The following is a 15,312-nucleotide window of genomic DNA, read 5'->3' as shown; positions in this document are numbered from 1 at the left end:
TATGTATCAATCAATAATTCTCGCCAGCGGCTCCCCCAGAAGAAGGGAACTCATGAGCAGGCTGAATATCAACTTCCAGTACGTAACAAGCGATGTGAAGGAAGAATTTAACGATAGTGACCCCTTCGGAGATCAGGCAATGAAGGTTGCCGCCATGAAGGCCTACAACGTAAGCAACCTTTATGACGATGCCTTTATCATAGCCGCAGATACCATCGTAATTCATGAGGGTATTATGTACGGAAAGCCCAAAAGTGGCGATGATGTACGTAATACTCTGCGCAAGCTTAGCGGCAACGAACATGAGGTTATCACAGGCGTTGCCCTTATAAACAAGCGTGAGGGATTCTGCGAACGCTTCTACGAATCCACAAAGGTATTCTTCAGGGATTTCACCGATGACTTTATAGACTGGTATATCGAAACCGAAGAGCCCTTCGATAAGGCCGGCTCCTATGCCATACAGGGTAAGGGATGCCTTATGGTCAAACGTATAGAGGGGGACTACGACAACGTTGTGGGCCTTCCTGTAAGCGAACTGTTCCAGAGGATGCTGAAGCTGGGGGTTCGTCCCGGAGGTCTCCATGAGTTTTGAAAACCTGCCTAATATTCTCTTCTCAAACGCTTCGAAAAGAGGAGGGAAGCCCTTCCTGCGATATGAAGGTGAAAAATACACCTACGATCAGATAAACAAGCTTACCAACCGCATAGCATCAGCCCTTATGACTAAAGGTGTTTCAAAGGGGGACAGGGTATGCTGTCTCCTTGAAAACTCGCCGGAGTTTATCATAAGCCTCTTCGCTGTAACTAAATGCGGAGCGGTATTCGTACCCGTAAACACCTTCCTTAAGAGGGATGAGGTGGCATACATCCTCAACGACAGCGGTGCGAAATACCTTATAACATCACCCGCCTTCCACGAGGCCGCCTCAGGCATCGAAAAAGAGGCTGAGAACCTCAAGGGTATAATGAGCTATGAGGAGACCGGCTTCCGTTCGGAGAACCTCTACACCCTGTCTGCGGATTTCTCCGATAACGATGTGGAAACGGGGCTATCGGGTGACGATACGGCGGTTATCATCTATTCCTCTGGAACAACAGGACACCCCAAGGGGGCTGTACTCAGCCACAGCAACCTTGTGTCCAATGCGGATGCTTGTCTTAAGCGATTCAAGGTAAAGCGAAACGACAGGTTCCTACTGTTTCTTCCGGCGTTTCACTCCTATGCACTCATGACATGCGTAATCCTCCCCCCCTACTGCGGAGCATCGATTATTATACTTAAAGGGGTTCAGGAGCTTAAGAAGAAGAGCTTCAAGAAGGTTCTCATATTCCAGCGGCCCACCTTCTTCCTCGGCATTCCCCAGGTGTATATCGCACTTAACAAATCGAGCATGCCCGCATGGTTCAGGAAGTTCGTTTACCCTATCCGCCTCCATGTAAGCGGCGGTGCCCCACTGCCCGAGGAGATCATAGAAGGCTTCAGCGAAAAGTTCGGTAAGCCTATCATCGAAGGCTACGGCCTTTCAGAGGCTTCCCCCGTTGTTTCCGTAAACTTCACAAAGAAGCAGAAGCCCCTCTCCGTTGGTCCTGCACTAGACGGCGTTGAGGTTAAGGTTGTGGATGAGAGAGAGATGGAGCTCCCCTTGGGCGAGGTTGGCGAGCTTATCGTGCGGGGTCCGAACGTGATGAAGGGTTACTGGAACATGCCCGGCCTCACCAACGAAACCATCCGCAACGGCTGGCTCTTCACGGGCGATCTTGCAAAGATCGATGAAGAGGGCTTCATCTATATCGTGGACCGGAAAAAGGATCTCATCCTTGTTAAGGGTATGAACGTTTACCCCAGAGAGATAGAAGAGGTTCTGCACCGCTATGAGGGTGTGGAGGCGGCAGCTGTCATAGGCATACCAGACAGACACAGCGGAGAGGTCCCCGAAGCATACATAAAGCCGAAGGAGGATGCTGAACTAGATCCTTCCGCCATTAAGAAGTTCCTCAGGGAGCGTCTGGCGAACTACAAGATACCCAAACATGTAATAATAAAAGAGGATCTCCCCCTCACTGCCACAGGAAAGATCCTGAAACGTGAGCTAAAGGCTGAGGTTCTCGAAAAGATAAGAAACAAAAAAAACGAAAACCAGTAATGACCTATTACGATGTACTCATCCCCGTACCCCTTAGCGGTACTTTCACCTATGTCAGCACCACCCCACTGAAACGGGGGATGCGGATTAAGGTTCCTCTGGGCAGGCGTGTTCTGCCGGGTATTGTTCTCCGGGAGAACAAAGAGCCTAAAGAGGGGATTAAGTACAAAGAACCCATAGAGATATACGACAACGAGCCCGTTTTTAATGACGGGCTTTTAACCCTCTTTGAAAGGATGGGTGAGTACTACGCCTCCTCCCCGGGGCTTGTCATGCAGGGATGCATATCAAAGAATATAATCACCTCCCCCATAAGCCCTCAGATTCCGCAGCCCGTTGATGTGGAATGCGAGCTGGAGCTGAACGAGGAACAGCAGAGGATATACGATGATATCTCTGCTGATATGGATTGCTACAGTGCCCACCTTGTCCACGGTGTAACCGGAAGCGGCAAAACAGAGGTCTTCATTGAGCTCGCCAAAAAGGTCATGGCGGAGGGGAAGAAGGTTATCTACCTTGTGCCGGAGATCTCCCTCACACCCCAAATGGTAAGCCGTATATCTGCCAGGCTCGGATTCAAGGTACTTTCATATCACAGCAAGCTTACCCCCAAACAGAGGCGCGAGTCATTCTGGAGCTTCGCCAAAGGCACATTCAAATTCCTCATAGGGGCGAGAAGTGCCCTCTTCGTTCCGGCGGAGGATATAGGCCTCATCATCGTGGATGAGGAGCACGAAACCAGCTATAAGCAGGAGGAAGCCCCCGCCCACAACACAAGGGACATGGCTGTTCTTTATGCCAGCATCCTTAAGGTTCCCGTGGTGCTGGGGAGTGCCACCCCCTCCCTTGAAAGCATGCACAACGTGAAAGAAGGCCGATACAAGCTCCACAGACTCAGGCTCCGCCATGCGGCAGAGATGCCGCAAATCGAAATCGTAGACCTTAAGGAGAGCGACCTTATAGACAACATCATCTCCGAGCGGCTCTACGATGAACTCTCCGCAACTCTGGAGCGTGGGGAGCAGGCGATCCTGCTTATAAACCGTAAAGGCTACTCCCACACCCTTTACTGCCGCAACTGCGGCAATATTGTCCACTGCCCCAACTGCTCCGTGGCGCTTACATGGTACAAATCCCGCAACAAGTGCAAGTGTCATTATTGCGCCGAGGAGTTCTTCCGTCCGGTTTGCACATCATGCGGAGACAGCGACGTTACAGACTACGGAGCCGGCACAGAGAGAATAAAGGAGATCCTTGAGGAACTTCTGGGTGAAAAGGTTCTGCAGATGGATACAGACAGTGTCACCTCCCTGAGCAAGCTGGATAAGATGCTGGACAGCTTCGGCAAGGGGGAATACAGGGTTCTTGTGGGAACACAGATAGTGGCAAAGGGTCTGCACTTCCCGAATGTAACCCTTGCCGGTGTACTTAATCTGGACAACGTTTTCTCCCTCCCCGACTTCAGAGCGTATGAGAGGGCCTTTCAGCTCCTTACCCAGCTTTCCGGCAGATCCGGAAGGGGTGCGGGGAAAAACGGCAAGGTTATAATACAGACAAACAATCCGGAACTGGATCTGTTCCGCATTGTACGAGATGACCCGGACTCATTCTACGACAAGGAACTCGCCAAACGTGAGGCCTTCGGATATCCTCCATTCACTAAGGTAGCAAGGCTTATCTTCTCCCATACCGATGAGGGGAAGACAGCAAGAATGGCAGACATTATCAGAAACGAGATAGGGGGTAAACTATCGAACCTGAAGGTTCTGGGACCCTCCCCTGCTCCGGTAAGCAAGATTAAAAATAAGTACAGGTACACCATTCTCATCAAGCACCATGATGGGGCAAGCCTTAATAGTATTCTCAAAAGAGCCATAGTGGCCTTCATGGAAAAAAAGACAGAAAGCACGATGATCATGAAGGTAGATAGGGATCCGGTCTTCTTTATGTAGCTTTTTTTCTCAGATCACGAAAAAAATCCTTCATCATCCCCCGAATCTCCTCAGCGAACAAGCCGTAGCGGTAGTTAACCCTGTGGTTAAGCCCCTCTATGTCGAAGGTGTTGGCAAGGGTCACAACCCCGCCGAATTTTGGCTCCGATGCTCCAAATACAACGTTTCGTATCCTCGAATGTATGATGGCGCCGGCACACATGAGGCAGGGCTCTATGGTTACATACAACGAACAACCGTCCAGCCGCCAATCGCCGTTGTGTTTGGAGGCGTCCTCAATGGCAAGGATCTCCGCATGGCTGGTGGCGGTTTTTGCAACCCATTTGGAGTTGCGCCCACGTCCGATGATATCACCATCCTGCACCACGACAGCACCGATGGGTACCTCACCCTCCAGAGCTGCCTCCCTTCCAAGCTCGATGGCCTTCTCCATAAAGAAGCGATCCTCCATTGAAAACTCGAAGCTCATTCCAGCTCCATCCTCACCAGACCGGTGAATACAACGGCGGCGGTCTCCGCCTTAAGGATAGGCTTAAAGGGGGATACGGATCGAAAACCCTTCCCCTTAAGCATTTCCGCCTCCTCAGGTTCAAAGCCCCCTTCCGGACCGATAATCATGGCCACATCGCGGGATGTAAGCCCGAGCCCCCTGCTCTCCCCTTCCCTTTCATAGAAGAGGAGCCTGTCTGCATTATCCGCTTCGATATCTTCGATACGGCACGGCTCATGGATTACGGGGAGGTGCTCGTTCTCACTCTGCAAAACGGCCTTAAGGCTTATATCACCGAAACGTGCGAGGGTTTTATCCTTTAGCTCCCGAAGGCTTCGTGAGCTGTAAACTGGAATAATCTCCGTTGCTCCCAGCTCCGCATACTTCTCAACGGCGAAATCCATATACTCCCGCTTAAGGGCGCATTGATATACAGATAAACGGTATCCAGGCTTAACTACTGGGCGTTTAGAGGTTATCGATATGAAGGATTTACGGTTCTCCATACGCTCAAGCACACCCTCGCAGAAACTGGTAGGGGTAAGTATGCCAAGGGGCTCCCCCTCCTTTGCTCTAAGAACATTCTTAAGGTAGTGGTGTATATCATCGGGGAGCTGGACGCTTCCCGAAGGATCTTCATCAATGTATATCCTTTTCATTCCCTGTTTCTCACACTCATGAATTCATAATCACCCTCATCATCTATGAGGGCAGCCGAAAGAGAATAGCCGTAAACACACCCTGTATCAAGGTTTATGGAGCATATTTCTCCGCAATCGTTAATGTTTGTGTACGGGGTGAATGGGTCAACCCCTGTGCCCAGTTTGAGTACGGGCGTGTGGCCGTGCACGAGGGTATAGCCGAAATATGGGGTTTTACGGCTGTCCGTGTTCCTTGACCATATGAAGGCAAAATGATCGATGTTTGAATACTCCTCCACCCGGTGGTTATAACCGTTTCCGTCACCGATGCCAGCATGGCTGAAATGGTAGTTCCGCCTGGGAAACTCATACCCCGTGCTTATTATGCACCCTTCGAGGAAGTCCATATAGGGCTCGAAATAGGGACGTACGGACTCCCGCACATCCTTCCCCATGGCAAGATCCATGTCGAACTTTCCCCCTGTGAAGGAGGAGATAGTCGTTTTGCCGCCGTTTGCCATATACTGTCCCGGCGGATACATCCAGCCACCGTTAAGCCAGTCAAGAAGCATATCCTCATGGTTACCTCTAGTTACGCTCACCCTTCTGTACCTCTGCATCTCCATGACGAAGTCGACAGTTTCTTTATCGCCGGGCCCTCTGTCCATGAGATCACCAAGGAATATGTACTCATCAGCACCATGACGCTTCTCAATATCGTTTACGAGGGAATCCAGTGTACGGATGCAGCCGTGGACATCGCCGATTACTGCGAGCATAGCCTGAACCTCGCTCCGGTCCATTCGTTGATGGTAACCCGCTCCTCCAGCTCATATCCAGAAAGATCCGCCTTTGAAAGAAACTCCTCCATCTCGGATACAAGGATGCCCGAATATATTATAAACTCAGGCTTACGTGAGGTTATCTCATCGTTGATGCTCAAAAGGACAGAGCTTATGATGTTTGCGATAATAACATCGGCCTCCCCTCTAAACCCCTCTAAGGTTCCGGCCCACACCTCGGAGTTTTTAACACCGTTTCTCTCGATATTCTCAAGGGCGTTCGGTATCGCCTGGGGATCGATATCAAAGGCGTACACCTTATCCGCACCGCAGATCGAAGCGGCTATGGCGAGAATCCCGCTTCCGCATCCTGCATCCAGAACGGTTTTCCCCTTCACAACAGGCTCCGCAAGGCTTGCAGCTATGCGTGTTGTAGGATGGGTTCCCGTACCGAAAGCGAGTGCCGGATTTATCAGTATACCAAGCCCCTCCGGTCTGTCCTTCTCATCGAAGTAATAGCCTATACTCTCCGTGAGCATACCGGGACGGAGATACTCCTTCCACTTCTCGTCCCAGCCGGTGTCATCCACATCCTTCGCCTCGTAACGGGCTCCGAAACGTTCAAAAACGGCGGAGAGATCCTTCCCTGCATAAACGACAAAACTGCGTCCATCCTTGAAGTCCTCCTCAATAACCGCCAGACCGTCATCCTCCAGAAGGTTGACAAGCTCTTCATTATCATCGAAAAATCTGTATTCATTCATGTTATTACTATAACATAAAGCGTATGATTATTAATAGAGGGCAGATGTGAGACTATCCGCAAAATGTGCAGAGCTCTTCGATTTCTCCCGCCGGAGGGGAAAGGAGTTCATCAAAGAGGGGAAGATTTCCGTTAACGGGAAGACCGTAAGAAAGGATATCGAGATAGAAGGGGATGAGGATATCCGGGCAGAGCTCGACTATCGCAGTGAAGGAAACCCCGCAGGGGAGTTCATCATTAAGCAGAATGAGCAGACGCTCTTCCTCTATAAGCCACCATTCATGCACACAGAAAGACATACCCCGGAGGATCCTCCGGTTCTGGAGGATCTGGTCCCTGAGGGATACACGCTCATCAGTAGACTCGATTACGAAACGGACGGAGTCATAGCCGCAGTCAGAAGCGGCCTGAGCCCGAAACATATCCATAAGAGATACATAGCCTTCGTAGGAGGAAGCTTCCCAACCTCACTGGTTATGGAAAACAGGATCGATGCCCGTAAGCGAAGGAAGGTAAAGGTCCTTGATGAGAACGGGGGGAACAGAACGTTTTTCTCGTTGAAAGACTCCCATGATGGCTTCTCACTAATCAGTGCAGAGCTTGCCCACGCCTCGAGGCATCAACTGAGAGCCTATCTCGCCCATGTGGGCTTCCCCATACTTGGTGATAAGCTCTACGGCGGCGCAGATTTTCCCCGTATGATGCTCCACTGCGCATACACAGAGATAGACAGAGATTGTGCAGACTCGTCAAAAGAAGCTGATTTTATTGAATATTTCAAAACCAGAGCTATGATTTAAGTATAGATGCTGGAAATGCCCCAAAGGCAAGGAGGAACGATGTTTAAGCCCAAGAATATTATAGTACCTACAGATTTTTCCGAATGCTCCGTCAATGCCCTCCGTCAGGCGAAGGAGTTTGTTGAGCAGTTCGATTCGGAGATTACCCTGCTTTATGTAAAGTCCAAAGAAGCTAGCGAGCTCCCCCTCTACTTTCTTGATGACGACAAGGTGGATGAGATCAACAAGCATATGGACGAGCATATAGAGCACGAGCTTGTACGAATAGCAAAAGAGGTTTTCGGTGAGAATGGCTACAAACCGAAGCTTGAAGTCGCCCACGGGGTATCTTACGAGGAGATTATCAAGTATGCGGACAAAACTAAGGCTGATCTCATCGTTATATCGTCCAAGGGTAAAAGCGCCATCGAAGGCTTCTTTTACGGCAGCACTACGGAAAAAGTTGTCAGAAAGGCTCATTGTTCAGTTTTTATAGTGCGAAAAGTGCTCGACTAACACAAGGTTTTAATCACCGGGTTAACATACTATAAACCACAGTTATAAAAAGACAAAGTTCACAAACAAGCCCATCATATATTACTGATATGGTGGGTTTTTTAATGTATTGATCAAATTTTTTAACTAATATAGTTATTGTAAATATCGTTCTGTTATGATAACTTTTTGACATAATTCAATCTAGGAGGACAGTTATGTTTAAAAGGTTTTTTACAGCGGCTGTTATGATTGCTGCGCTCTGCACAGCACTTGTTGCGGTACCTCAGGTTTCTTCTGCTGCGGTTTACAAGTTTTCCGGAGGTCCCTCCGGCGGTACTTTCATGTACTATGCAAACGGTATTTCCCAGTATGCCAAGAACATGGGCTTCAAAGTACTTGCGAGCGCATCCAACGGTTCCGTTGAGAATGTGAGGCTTGTTAACGGAAACAGGGCTCAGTTCGCTGTTGCATACTCCGGCGATACATACCTTGCCAGAAACGGCAAACTTAAGGGTGATAACTCCAAATACGAAGATGTTATGGCTCTCGGATACTTCTACGGCGCACCCGCCCATCTTATCGTAAGAGCCAATTCCGATATAAATACTCCCCAGGATCTTGAAGGCAAGAGAGTTGGTGTCGGCGGTGCAGGATCCGGTGCTGCGGCTAACGCTGAGCGTTTCTTCGGCGTTCTCGGACTCTGGGACAAGATGAAGCCCCAGTTCATCGGCTACCGCAACGCTGCGGCTGCTTTCAAAAACAAGCAGCTCGACGCTTTCTGGGTTTTCGCCGGATATCCCAACTCCTCCGTTATAGAAGCGGCTCTTCAAACCAAGGTAAAAATCCTTGACATCTATGACGTAGCACAGAGTGGCGGCGTTCTTGACGAGTACCCTTTCCTTGCAAAGGTTACCATCCCCGCAGGAACCTACAAAGGCCAGACAGAGCCCGTTCAGACCTTCCAGGGTAACGCAATCTGGATAGCCAACAAAGACGTTCCCGCAGATGTTGTATACGACATGGTTAAGGCCGTTTACAGCGAGAAGGGAATGGAGCACATGATCTCCATCCACAAGTCCGCTAAGGCTATGAGCGTTGAAGGCGGTCTTACAGGTATAGTTACCCCCCTTCACCCCGGTGCTGAGAAGTTCTGGAAAGAAGTGGGCGTACTTAAGTAAGAGAAATAGAACGAATTTCAAATAGTGTTATGGCGGCAGGGCTTCTCTGCCGCCTTTTTGGTGCATAACTGCCTTTTTGCTGGAGGAACATGTGTACAATAATCTAAACAAAATCGAAAAGATTATTTTTGATGCCGCTTCGCTATTTCTTGTAATATTCTATTCCTATTCTGCGCTCATTAGTCCGGCGGCAACCCAATATCATAGAGGTGTGTACGTATTCGTTACCTACATACTCGTTTTTCTAATGTATAAATCAAAAAACAGGATCATGCGTGTTTTCGATTACGTTCTCATAGCCGGCTCCATGGGCTCCATAGGCTACTGGATGGCAAACTTCGAGGCGCTGAACTACCGTGCGGGCTCGGAGACAGCAGCGGACTTATGGATATCTGTTCTCGGCGTTCTCATCGGTATCGAGGTAGCCAGACGTGCTGTGGGTTTTGTCTTTGTAATCATCGGAACATTCATGCTTATATACGGCGTTTTCGGGGCATACTTTCCAGGCGATCTCGCCCATCCAGGGGGGGATTTCCTCTACATATGCTCCATTGCGTTCCTTAAGAACGACGGGGTTTTCGGCATCATGGCAAACGTTCTTGCCACCTATGTTCTCCTCTTCGTAATCTTCGGTGCCTTCCTTGAGCGTTCGGGGGCACAAAAATTCTTCATCGATCTCCCCCTTGCGGCTGTGGGGCATAAAACGGGTGGACCCGCCAAGGTTGCCGTTGTTGCCAGCGCACTCTTCGGTTCCATATCGGGCAGCGCCATCGCAAACACCGTGTCAACGGGTGCCTTCACCATCCCTCTTATGAAAAGGGCAGGATTCAAGCCCCATGTGGCCGGTGCTGTGGAGCCTGCGGCTTCCATCGGCGGGATGTTCATGCCTCCTATTATGGGTGCCGGCGGCTTCATCATGTCCGAGTTAACCCAGATCCCCTATCAGAAGATCATGCTTGTGGCGATATTCCCCGCAATGATGTATTTCTTCAGCGTTTTCGTCATGGTGCATTTCGAAGCTAAAGTACAGAATATCAAGGGTGAAAAGACTGCCGAGACACCGTGGTCTATTATAAAAACAGGTTGGTACTACGCCCTCCCCCTCGTGATAATAACCGTCCTTATGATAATCGGCTACGATGCCGGCTTCGCCGCCGTTGTGGGTATAGGCACATGTATCGTGATAAGCTGGTTCGACCGTGAAACGAGGATAGACCATGTCGGCTTCCTACAGGCTTCAAGAAGGGGAACGGAATCGAGCCTCAAGATCGGTGCAACCGTGGGGATTATCGGCATAATCATCTCCATGCTCACTTTCAGCGGCCTTATCCTCACCTTTGCTGATATTGTTATCAAGCTGGCAGGGGGAAGCCTGTTCCTTACAATACTGCTTATCGCTCTGGCATCCCTTGTTCTCGGCATGGGTGTACCCGTTACAGCGGCGTATCTCATCACAGCGGTGGTGGCTGTGCCTGCGCTAACCCATCTGGGCGTTAATCTTATTGCCGCTCATATGATCGTGTATTGGCTGAGTCAGGACAGCAATATTACGCCCCCTGTTTGTATCGCAGCCTTTGCAGGGGCGACAATTGCTGAGGCCCATATGTGGAAGACAGCCTTTAACGCCTTCAAATTTGCAAAGTTCCTCTATCTGGCCCCCTTCCTCTTCGGCTATGTTCCGGAATTCACCCTGAACGGCTCAACGATGGATATAGTTAAGGTATTTATTGTTATCGCAATAGGTACATTCCTCTATTCATACTTCCTGAGCTTTGCATGGTATTCCCAGATCAGAAACAAGTTCTCCAAAGCCTAATAATCAACCGGCCGGGAAAATTTCCCGGCCTTTTTTTATCTTTGTTGATCCGCATCAATTAAAATACTTGATTTCAAGATATATTTAGTCTCAGATTAAACGAAACGGAGATGAGACTATGAACTTCAGAACAAAAACAGTTAAAGAAATAATAGATATCTTCCCAGAAACCAGAGAGGTTTTCGTGTCAAACGGGTTCCCTCAGTTTACAGAGGATGCAAAGCTTGAGAGTTTTGGTAAGTTCCTCAAACTCGAGACAGCCCTCAAAACCAAGGGCTACGATATCGATACCTTTGAGAACCTTCTTCTCGAAAGGATTGAGGAGATCAGAAACGTCGCAGACGTTACCCTTAAAGAGGCTCGTACAGGGGGAAGCTACAACCTGAGCGGTCTTCTCCCCTGCCCTGTCCGCATTCCTGTACTTGAGAAGCTGGACGCCTTCCTTGAGGAATCGGATGTGAAGGTGGACTACAAGCTTGAGGCGGCCTCCGTTGGTGCGGACTGGATGGCAGAGGATATAAGAAAAGCCGACTCGGCTGATGAGCTGAGCGATGTTTACCTCTCCGCCGGATTCGAGCTATTCTTCGGCAGAAGGTTCCGCAACCTCGTCAAGGATGACTATAGAAACCTTACAGATAAGCCGATGAACTCTGATTTTGATGGGCTCGGGCTGGAGGATCCCGAGGGTGTATTCTCCATGGTCTCCGTGGTTCCCGCAGTTTTCATGCTTAACCTTGAAGAGCAAAATGGGCTTCCCGAACCAAAAAGATGGAGCGATCTCCTTAAGCCCGAATACGAAGGGAAGGTTTCACTCCCCGTTGGTGACTTCGACCTGTTCAACGCCATCCTGCTCAACATATACAAGGAGCACGGCGAAGAAGGGGTACACGCCCTCGGTAGAAGCATGGTTAGCTCCATGCACCCGGCGGAGATGGTCAAAAATGCCGGCAGAAAGACAGAGGAGAAGCCCTTTATCACAATCATGCCCTATTTCTTCACCAAGATGCTCATGGGCGTTAAATCGAAGAAGGTTGTTTTCCCCGAAGACGGCGCAATCGTAAGCCCCATCTTTATGCTCACAAGGGATAAAGAGGACCTTAAGCCCTTGGCAGATGCAGTATTCAGCAAAGAGATCGGGGAGATCCTCTCCCACAGGGGCCTCTTCCCCTCGCTGAGTGAAGAGGTTGACAACCGCCTCCCCGAGGATGCACGATTTAAGTGGATCGGCTGGGACTACATACTCGAAAACGACACCGATGCAGTAATCGACAGGGCTATGGAAGCCTTCAACCGAACAGTAGGAGCAGCATAATGAGATTTATAACCGTATCAGGCCCCCCTTCCTCGGGCAAGACATCGATTATCCTGAAGACCATCGATGCACTGCAGGACAGGGGGATAAAGACAGGCGTTGTTAAGTTCGACTGCCTCGCCACCGATGATGACCTGCTTTATGAAAAGAAGGGGATCCCTGTACGCAAGGGGCTCTCCGGCGCACTCTGCCCCGACCATTTCTTCGTAAGCAACGTTGAAGAATGCGTCCAGTGGGGGATAAAGCAGGGGGTAGACCTCCTTGTAAGCGAGAGTGCAGGGCTATGCAACCGATGCTCCCCCCATATCAAGGAGATCACAGCCGTTTGCGTTATCGACAACCTAAGCGGGGTAAATACCCCCAAGAAGATCGGGCCGATGCTGAAATCCGCAGATATCGTCTTAATAACCAAGGGGGACATAGTTTCCCAGGCTGAGCGTGAAGTTTTCGCTTCAAGGGTTAAAACAGTTAACCCCTCCGCTACCATAATGCATGTCAACGGAATCACCGGGCAGGGCTCCTTCGAGCTCTCCACCCTCTTCACAGGGGGGGAGGACATCGAAACCCTCAAGGGTAAGATGCTACGGTTCTCTATGCCCTCTGCACTCTGCTCATACTGCCTCGGTGAGCGCAGAATCGGCGACAGCTACCAGATGGGCAACGTAAGAAAGATGGATATGGAGAAATAGATATGAATGCAGAACGACTTAATATAAATGAACACCCATATATAGCAGACTTCCTCGAAGGGTTCGGTCTGCGGATAGAGGATAAGGATACCACAGCAGAGGAGATCTTCAACGCCCTCACAGAGCAGGAACTTGAGGATCTCGGTCTTGAGCAGGAGAGCTTCTTCGCATCCCTTAACGAATATGTAAAGGATATCGAGGAATTGAGCAGGGATGAGGGTTTCCGTGTGGACAGCATCACCCTTATCGGCGGCCACGACAAGAGCGGAACGCCGGAGGATGTTAACCTAACCATAAATAAAGGGGAGATCATCTGCATCGTCGGCCCCACAGGATCCGGAAAGAGCCGCCTCCTCGCAGATATAGAATGGCTTGCGGACAGCGACACCCCCACAGGAAGAGGCATCCTTGTTAACGGTGAAAAACCGGATAAGTCCCTCCGCTTCTCCCTTGAGCATAAACTTGTGGCCCAACTGTCCCAGAACATGAACTTCGTCATGGACCTTACCGCAGAGGAGTTCGTGCAGATGCATGCAGAGAGCCGCCTGGTAGAGAACCCGGCGGAGAAAACAGCATATATTATTGAGAAGGCAAACGAACTTGCGGGTGAAACCTTTACACCGGACACCCCCGTAACCTCACTCAGCGGCGGACAGTCCAGAGCCCTCATGATAGCAGATACTGCCTTTCTCAGCCTCTCCCCCGTTGTTCTCATTGACGAGATCGAGAATGCAGGCATCGACCGCAAAAAGGCTATGGATCTCCTTGTTCAGGAGGAAAAGATCGTTCTAATGGCCACCCACGACCCGATCCTTGCACTCATGGGCTCAAAACGGATCGTTATCCGTAACGGAGGTATAGCCGAGGTGATTGAAACCACCGATGAGGAGCTGGAGAGCCTAACATACCTCAGAAAATTGGATGACCTTCTCCTGGAGATGAGAAACACCCTCAGAACGGGGGGCAAACTCAAACCCAGTAAAGAATCATTCTCCATTGACATATAGTAATACTTGTTGAGTCCGCTTTCTGCTGTTATATTGATCATATAAACAAAGGAAAAATACTATGTATTCAGCAGGAAACACCCATTTTGCTTCACCAGACCGAAGCACGAAGCAGGAAATCGAGAAGAGCTTTAATCAGATAATGGAGATGCCTTTCTTCCGAGAGCTGATGGATAATCTGTCCGAAACTGTTGTTATCCTTGACGAAAACAGACAGATAGTCTTTGCAAATAAACAGCTTCTGCGTCTGCTCGGGTTCGAAACCCATAACCTTATCCTGGGGATGCGCCCGGGCGAGGCTCTGGAGTGCAGGAACGCCGTTGACGACAAGGACAACCCATGCTGCGGAACAACGGAGCGGTGCAAGGAGTGCGGCGCAGTTAAGGCTATACTCACAGCCCAGACAGGGGCTTACGGTAACGAGGAATGCCGTATACTCACAGAGAAGGGAACGGCTATGGATCTCCTCATAACCACCAAGCCCCTTAACGTTAATGACCGCTACTACACATTCTTCACAGCAACTGACATCAGCGATAAAAAACGCAAAGCGGTTCTTGAGCGCATGTTCTTCCATGATGCTATTAACCTGGCCGGCGTTGTCCTCGGAATGAGCGAGCTGCTTAAGGATGATGAAGAGATTAAAGACGGTGAGTTGGTAAGTATTATATACGACTCCGCAAACGCCCTTGTGGATGAGATAAACAGCTATAAACTACTGACACGTGCTGAAAACAATGATCTGGATCTTAATATCAGCGAGCTGAACTCCTTTGATGTGATAAGAGAGCTCGCCTCCTTCTATTCGAAACACAAGGTATGCTTCAATAAGCGGCTCAACCTGGATCTTTCCTCCGAGCAGATTATACTTGAGAGTGATAAGACCATTTTAAGGCGGATACTCGGCAATATGATAAAGAATGCCCTCGAAGCAAGCCTCGAAGGCGAAGATGTAAGCATCTGCTCCTCCCTTGGCGAGGACGGAAAGAGCGTCATATTCTCTGTACATAACAAAGGAGTCATCCCCAAAAAGGCCCAAACTCAGATATTTCAACGCTCCTTCACCACTAAAGGGAATGGACGTGGTGTTGGTACTTACAGTATGAAACTTCTAACGGAGAAGTATCTCAAAGGAAGGGTCAGCTTCACATCAGGCGAAGACAACGGAACCACCTTCTATGCGGAGTTCCCCATACAAAACACCTGCACCCTCCAAAAGCGTTCCTGAAACTTCTCTGCGGGAATAACCTTGTGACAG

15 protein-coding genes are annotated in these 15,312 nt (G+C 49.7%); 11 read left to right on the top strand and 4 right to left on the bottom strand.

The annotated features are described in order from the left end of the window. Window position 1 precedes the first annotated feature (1 nt). From K300_RS0101585 to priA, 3 genes are read left to right on the top strand one after another with little or no spacing between them, the layout of a single operon-like run. Entirely contained in the window at window positions 2–595 is a 594-nt protein-coding gene (locus K300_RS0101585) for a Maf family protein (RefSeq protein WP_022849911.1), read from the top strand. After that, complete coding sequence (locus K300_RS0101580) at window positions 585–2,147, top strand: long-chain-fatty-acid--CoA ligase (protein ID WP_022849910.1); 1,563 nt, start codon at window positions 585–587, stop codon at window positions 2,145–2,147. The genes K300_RS0101585 and K300_RS0101580 overlap by 11 nt, the downstream gene beginning before the upstream one ends. Further along, window positions 2,147–4,099, top strand: coding sequence for a replication restart helicase PriA (gene priA, locus K300_RS14175; RefSeq protein WP_022849909.1), 1,953 nt, complete (start codon window positions 2,147–2,149; stop codon window positions 4,097–4,099). The genes K300_RS0101580 and priA overlap by 1 nt, the downstream gene beginning before the upstream one ends. On the opposite strand, the gene K300_RS0101570 is transcribed toward priA, so the two are convergent. From K300_RS0101570 to K300_RS14165, 4 genes are read right to left on the bottom strand one after another with little or no spacing between them, the layout of a single operon-like run. Continuing rightward, window positions 4,092–4,568, bottom strand: coding sequence for a nucleoside deaminase (locus K300_RS0101570; protein WP_022849908.1), 477 nt, complete (start codon window positions 4,566–4,568; stop codon window positions 4,092–4,094). The genes priA and K300_RS0101570 overlap by 8 nt on opposite strands. Next, complete coding sequence (locus K300_RS0101565) at window positions 4,565–5,248, bottom strand: RsmE family RNA methyltransferase (RefSeq protein ID WP_022849907.1); 684 nt, start codon at window positions 5,246–5,248, stop codon at window positions 4,565–4,567. The genes K300_RS0101570 and K300_RS0101565 overlap by 4 nt, the downstream gene beginning before the upstream one ends. After that, a complete protein-coding gene (locus tag K300_RS15850) occupies window positions 5,245–6,033 on the bottom strand; it encodes a metallophosphoesterase (protein WP_022849906.1) in 789 nt (262 codons plus the stop codon). Before K300_RS15850 ends, K300_RS0101565 begins: the two co-directional genes overlap by 4 nt. Then, window positions 5,997–6,776, bottom strand: a complete 780-nt coding sequence (locus K300_RS14165) for a 50S ribosomal protein L11 methyltransferase (RefSeq protein ID WP_022849905.1) — start codon at window positions 6,774–6,776, stop codon at window positions 5,997–5,999. The genes K300_RS15850 and K300_RS14165 overlap by 37 nt, the downstream gene beginning before the upstream one ends. Before the next feature lie 46 nt (window positions 6,777–6,822). Here K300_RS14165 and K300_RS0101550 point away from each other — a divergent pair, with 46 nt between their 5' ends. The 8 genes from K300_RS0101550 (at window position 6,823) to K300_RS14160 (ending at window position 15,282) form a co-directional block, all read left to right on the top strand. Beyond that, window positions 6,823–7,575 carry a pseudouridine synthase gene (locus K300_RS0101550; protein ID WP_022849904.1) on the top strand — a complete coding sequence of 251 codons (753 nt, stop codon included), beginning with the start codon at window positions 6,823–6,825 and terminating at the stop codon, window positions 7,573–7,575. Window positions 7,576–7,614: 39 nt separating this feature from the next. Further along, a complete protein-coding gene (locus K300_RS0101545; RefSeq protein ID WP_022849903.1) occupies window positions 7,615–8,070 on the top strand; it encodes a universal stress protein in 456 nt (151 codons plus the stop codon). Window positions 8,071–8,267: 197 nt separating this feature from the next. Next, window positions 8,268–9,230: a TAXI family TRAP transporter solute-binding subunit gene (locus K300_RS0101540; RefSeq protein ID WP_022849902.1), complete on the top strand. Its 963-nt coding sequence runs from the start codon at window positions 8,268–8,270 to the stop codon at window positions 9,228–9,230. Window positions 9,231–9,321: 91 nt separating this feature from the next. Continuing rightward, a complete protein-coding gene (locus K300_RS0101535; protein ID WP_022849901.1) occupies window positions 9,322–11,046 on the top strand; it encodes a TRAP transporter permease in 1,725 nt (574 codons plus the stop codon). Between the two features lie 118 nt (window positions 11,047–11,164). Next, entirely contained in the window at window positions 11,165–12,358 is a 1,194-nt protein-coding gene (locus K300_RS0101530; RefSeq protein ID WP_022849900.1) for an ABC transporter substrate-binding protein, read from the top strand. Continuing rightward, window positions 12,358–13,047 (top strand): GTP-binding protein, encoded by a 690-nt coding sequence (locus tag K300_RS0101525; RefSeq protein ID WP_022849899.1) that lies wholly within the window; start codon window positions 12,358–12,360, stop codon window positions 13,045–13,047. Before K300_RS0101530 ends, K300_RS0101525 begins: the two co-directional genes overlap by 1 nt. A gap of 2 nt (window positions 13,048–13,049) precedes the next feature. Continuing rightward, window positions 13,050–14,054: an ATP-binding cassette domain-containing protein gene (locus K300_RS0101520; RefSeq protein WP_022849898.1), complete on the top strand. Its 1,005-nt coding sequence runs from the start codon at window positions 13,050–13,052 to the stop codon at window positions 14,052–14,054. A 61-nt stretch (window positions 14,055–14,115) separates the two neighbouring features. Then, a complete protein-coding gene (locus tag K300_RS14160; protein WP_022849897.1) occupies window positions 14,116–15,282 on the top strand; it encodes a sensor histidine kinase in 1,167 nt (388 codons plus the stop codon). The last annotated feature ends 30 nt before the right edge of the window (window positions 15,283–15,312 follow it).

Source organism: Limisalsivibrio acetivorans, from assembly GCF_000421105.1.
GTDB classification, from domain to species: Bacteria; Chrysiogenota; Deferribacteres; order Deferribacterales; family Geovibrionaceae; genus Limisalsivibrio; species Limisalsivibrio acetivorans.
The sequence above is the reverse complement of the archived record's forward strand: the minus strand, read 5'-3'. Positions and strand labels throughout refer to the sequence as shown.

Coding starts and splice junctions, on each gene's coding strand:
- K300_RS0101545 (WP_022849903.1), top strand. CDS start 7,615: ATGTTTAAGCCCAAGAATATTATAGTACCTACAGATTTTTCCGAATGC.
- K300_RS0101565 (WP_022849907.1), bottom strand. CDS start 5,248: ATGAAAAGGATATACATTGATGAAGATCCTTCGGGAAGCGTCCAGCTC.
- K300_RS0101520 (WP_022849898.1), top strand. CDS start 13,050: ATGAATGCAGAACGACTTAATATAAATGAACACCCATATATAGCAGAC.
- K300_RS0101540 (WP_022849902.1), top strand. CDS start 8,268: ATGTTTAAAAGGTTTTTTACAGCGGCTGTTATGATTGCTGCGCTCTGC.
- K300_RS14160 (WP_022849897.1), top strand. CDS start 14,116: ATGTATTCAGCAGGAAACACCCATTTTGCTTCACCAGACCGAAGCACG.
- K300_RS0101525 (WP_022849899.1), top strand. CDS start 12,358: ATGAGATTTATAACCGTATCAGGCCCCCCTTCCTCGGGCAAGACATCG.
- K300_RS0101530 (WP_022849900.1), top strand. CDS start 11,165: ATGAACTTCAGAACAAAAACAGTTAAAGAAATAATAGATATCTTCCCA.
- K300_RS15850 (WP_022849906.1), bottom strand. CDS start 6,033: ATGGACCGGAGCGAGGTTCAGGCTATGCTCGCAGTAATCGGCGATGTC.
- K300_RS0101585 (WP_022849911.1), top strand. CDS start 2: ATGTATCAATCAATAATTCTCGCCAGCGGCTCCCCCAGAAGAAGGGAA.
- K300_RS14165 (WP_022849905.1), bottom strand. CDS start 6,776: ATGAATGAATACAGATTTTTCGATGATAATGAAGAGCTTGTCAACCTT.
- priA (WP_022849909.1), top strand. CDS start 2,147: ATGACCTATTACGATGTACTCATCCCCGTACCCCTTAGCGGTACTTTC.
- K300_RS0101570 (WP_022849908.1), bottom strand. CDS start 4,568: ATGAGCTTCGAGTTTTCAATGGAGGATCGCTTCTTTATGGAGAAGGCC.
- K300_RS0101580 (WP_022849910.1), top strand. CDS start 585: ATGAGTTTTGAAAACCTGCCTAATATTCTCTTCTCAAACGCTTCGAAA.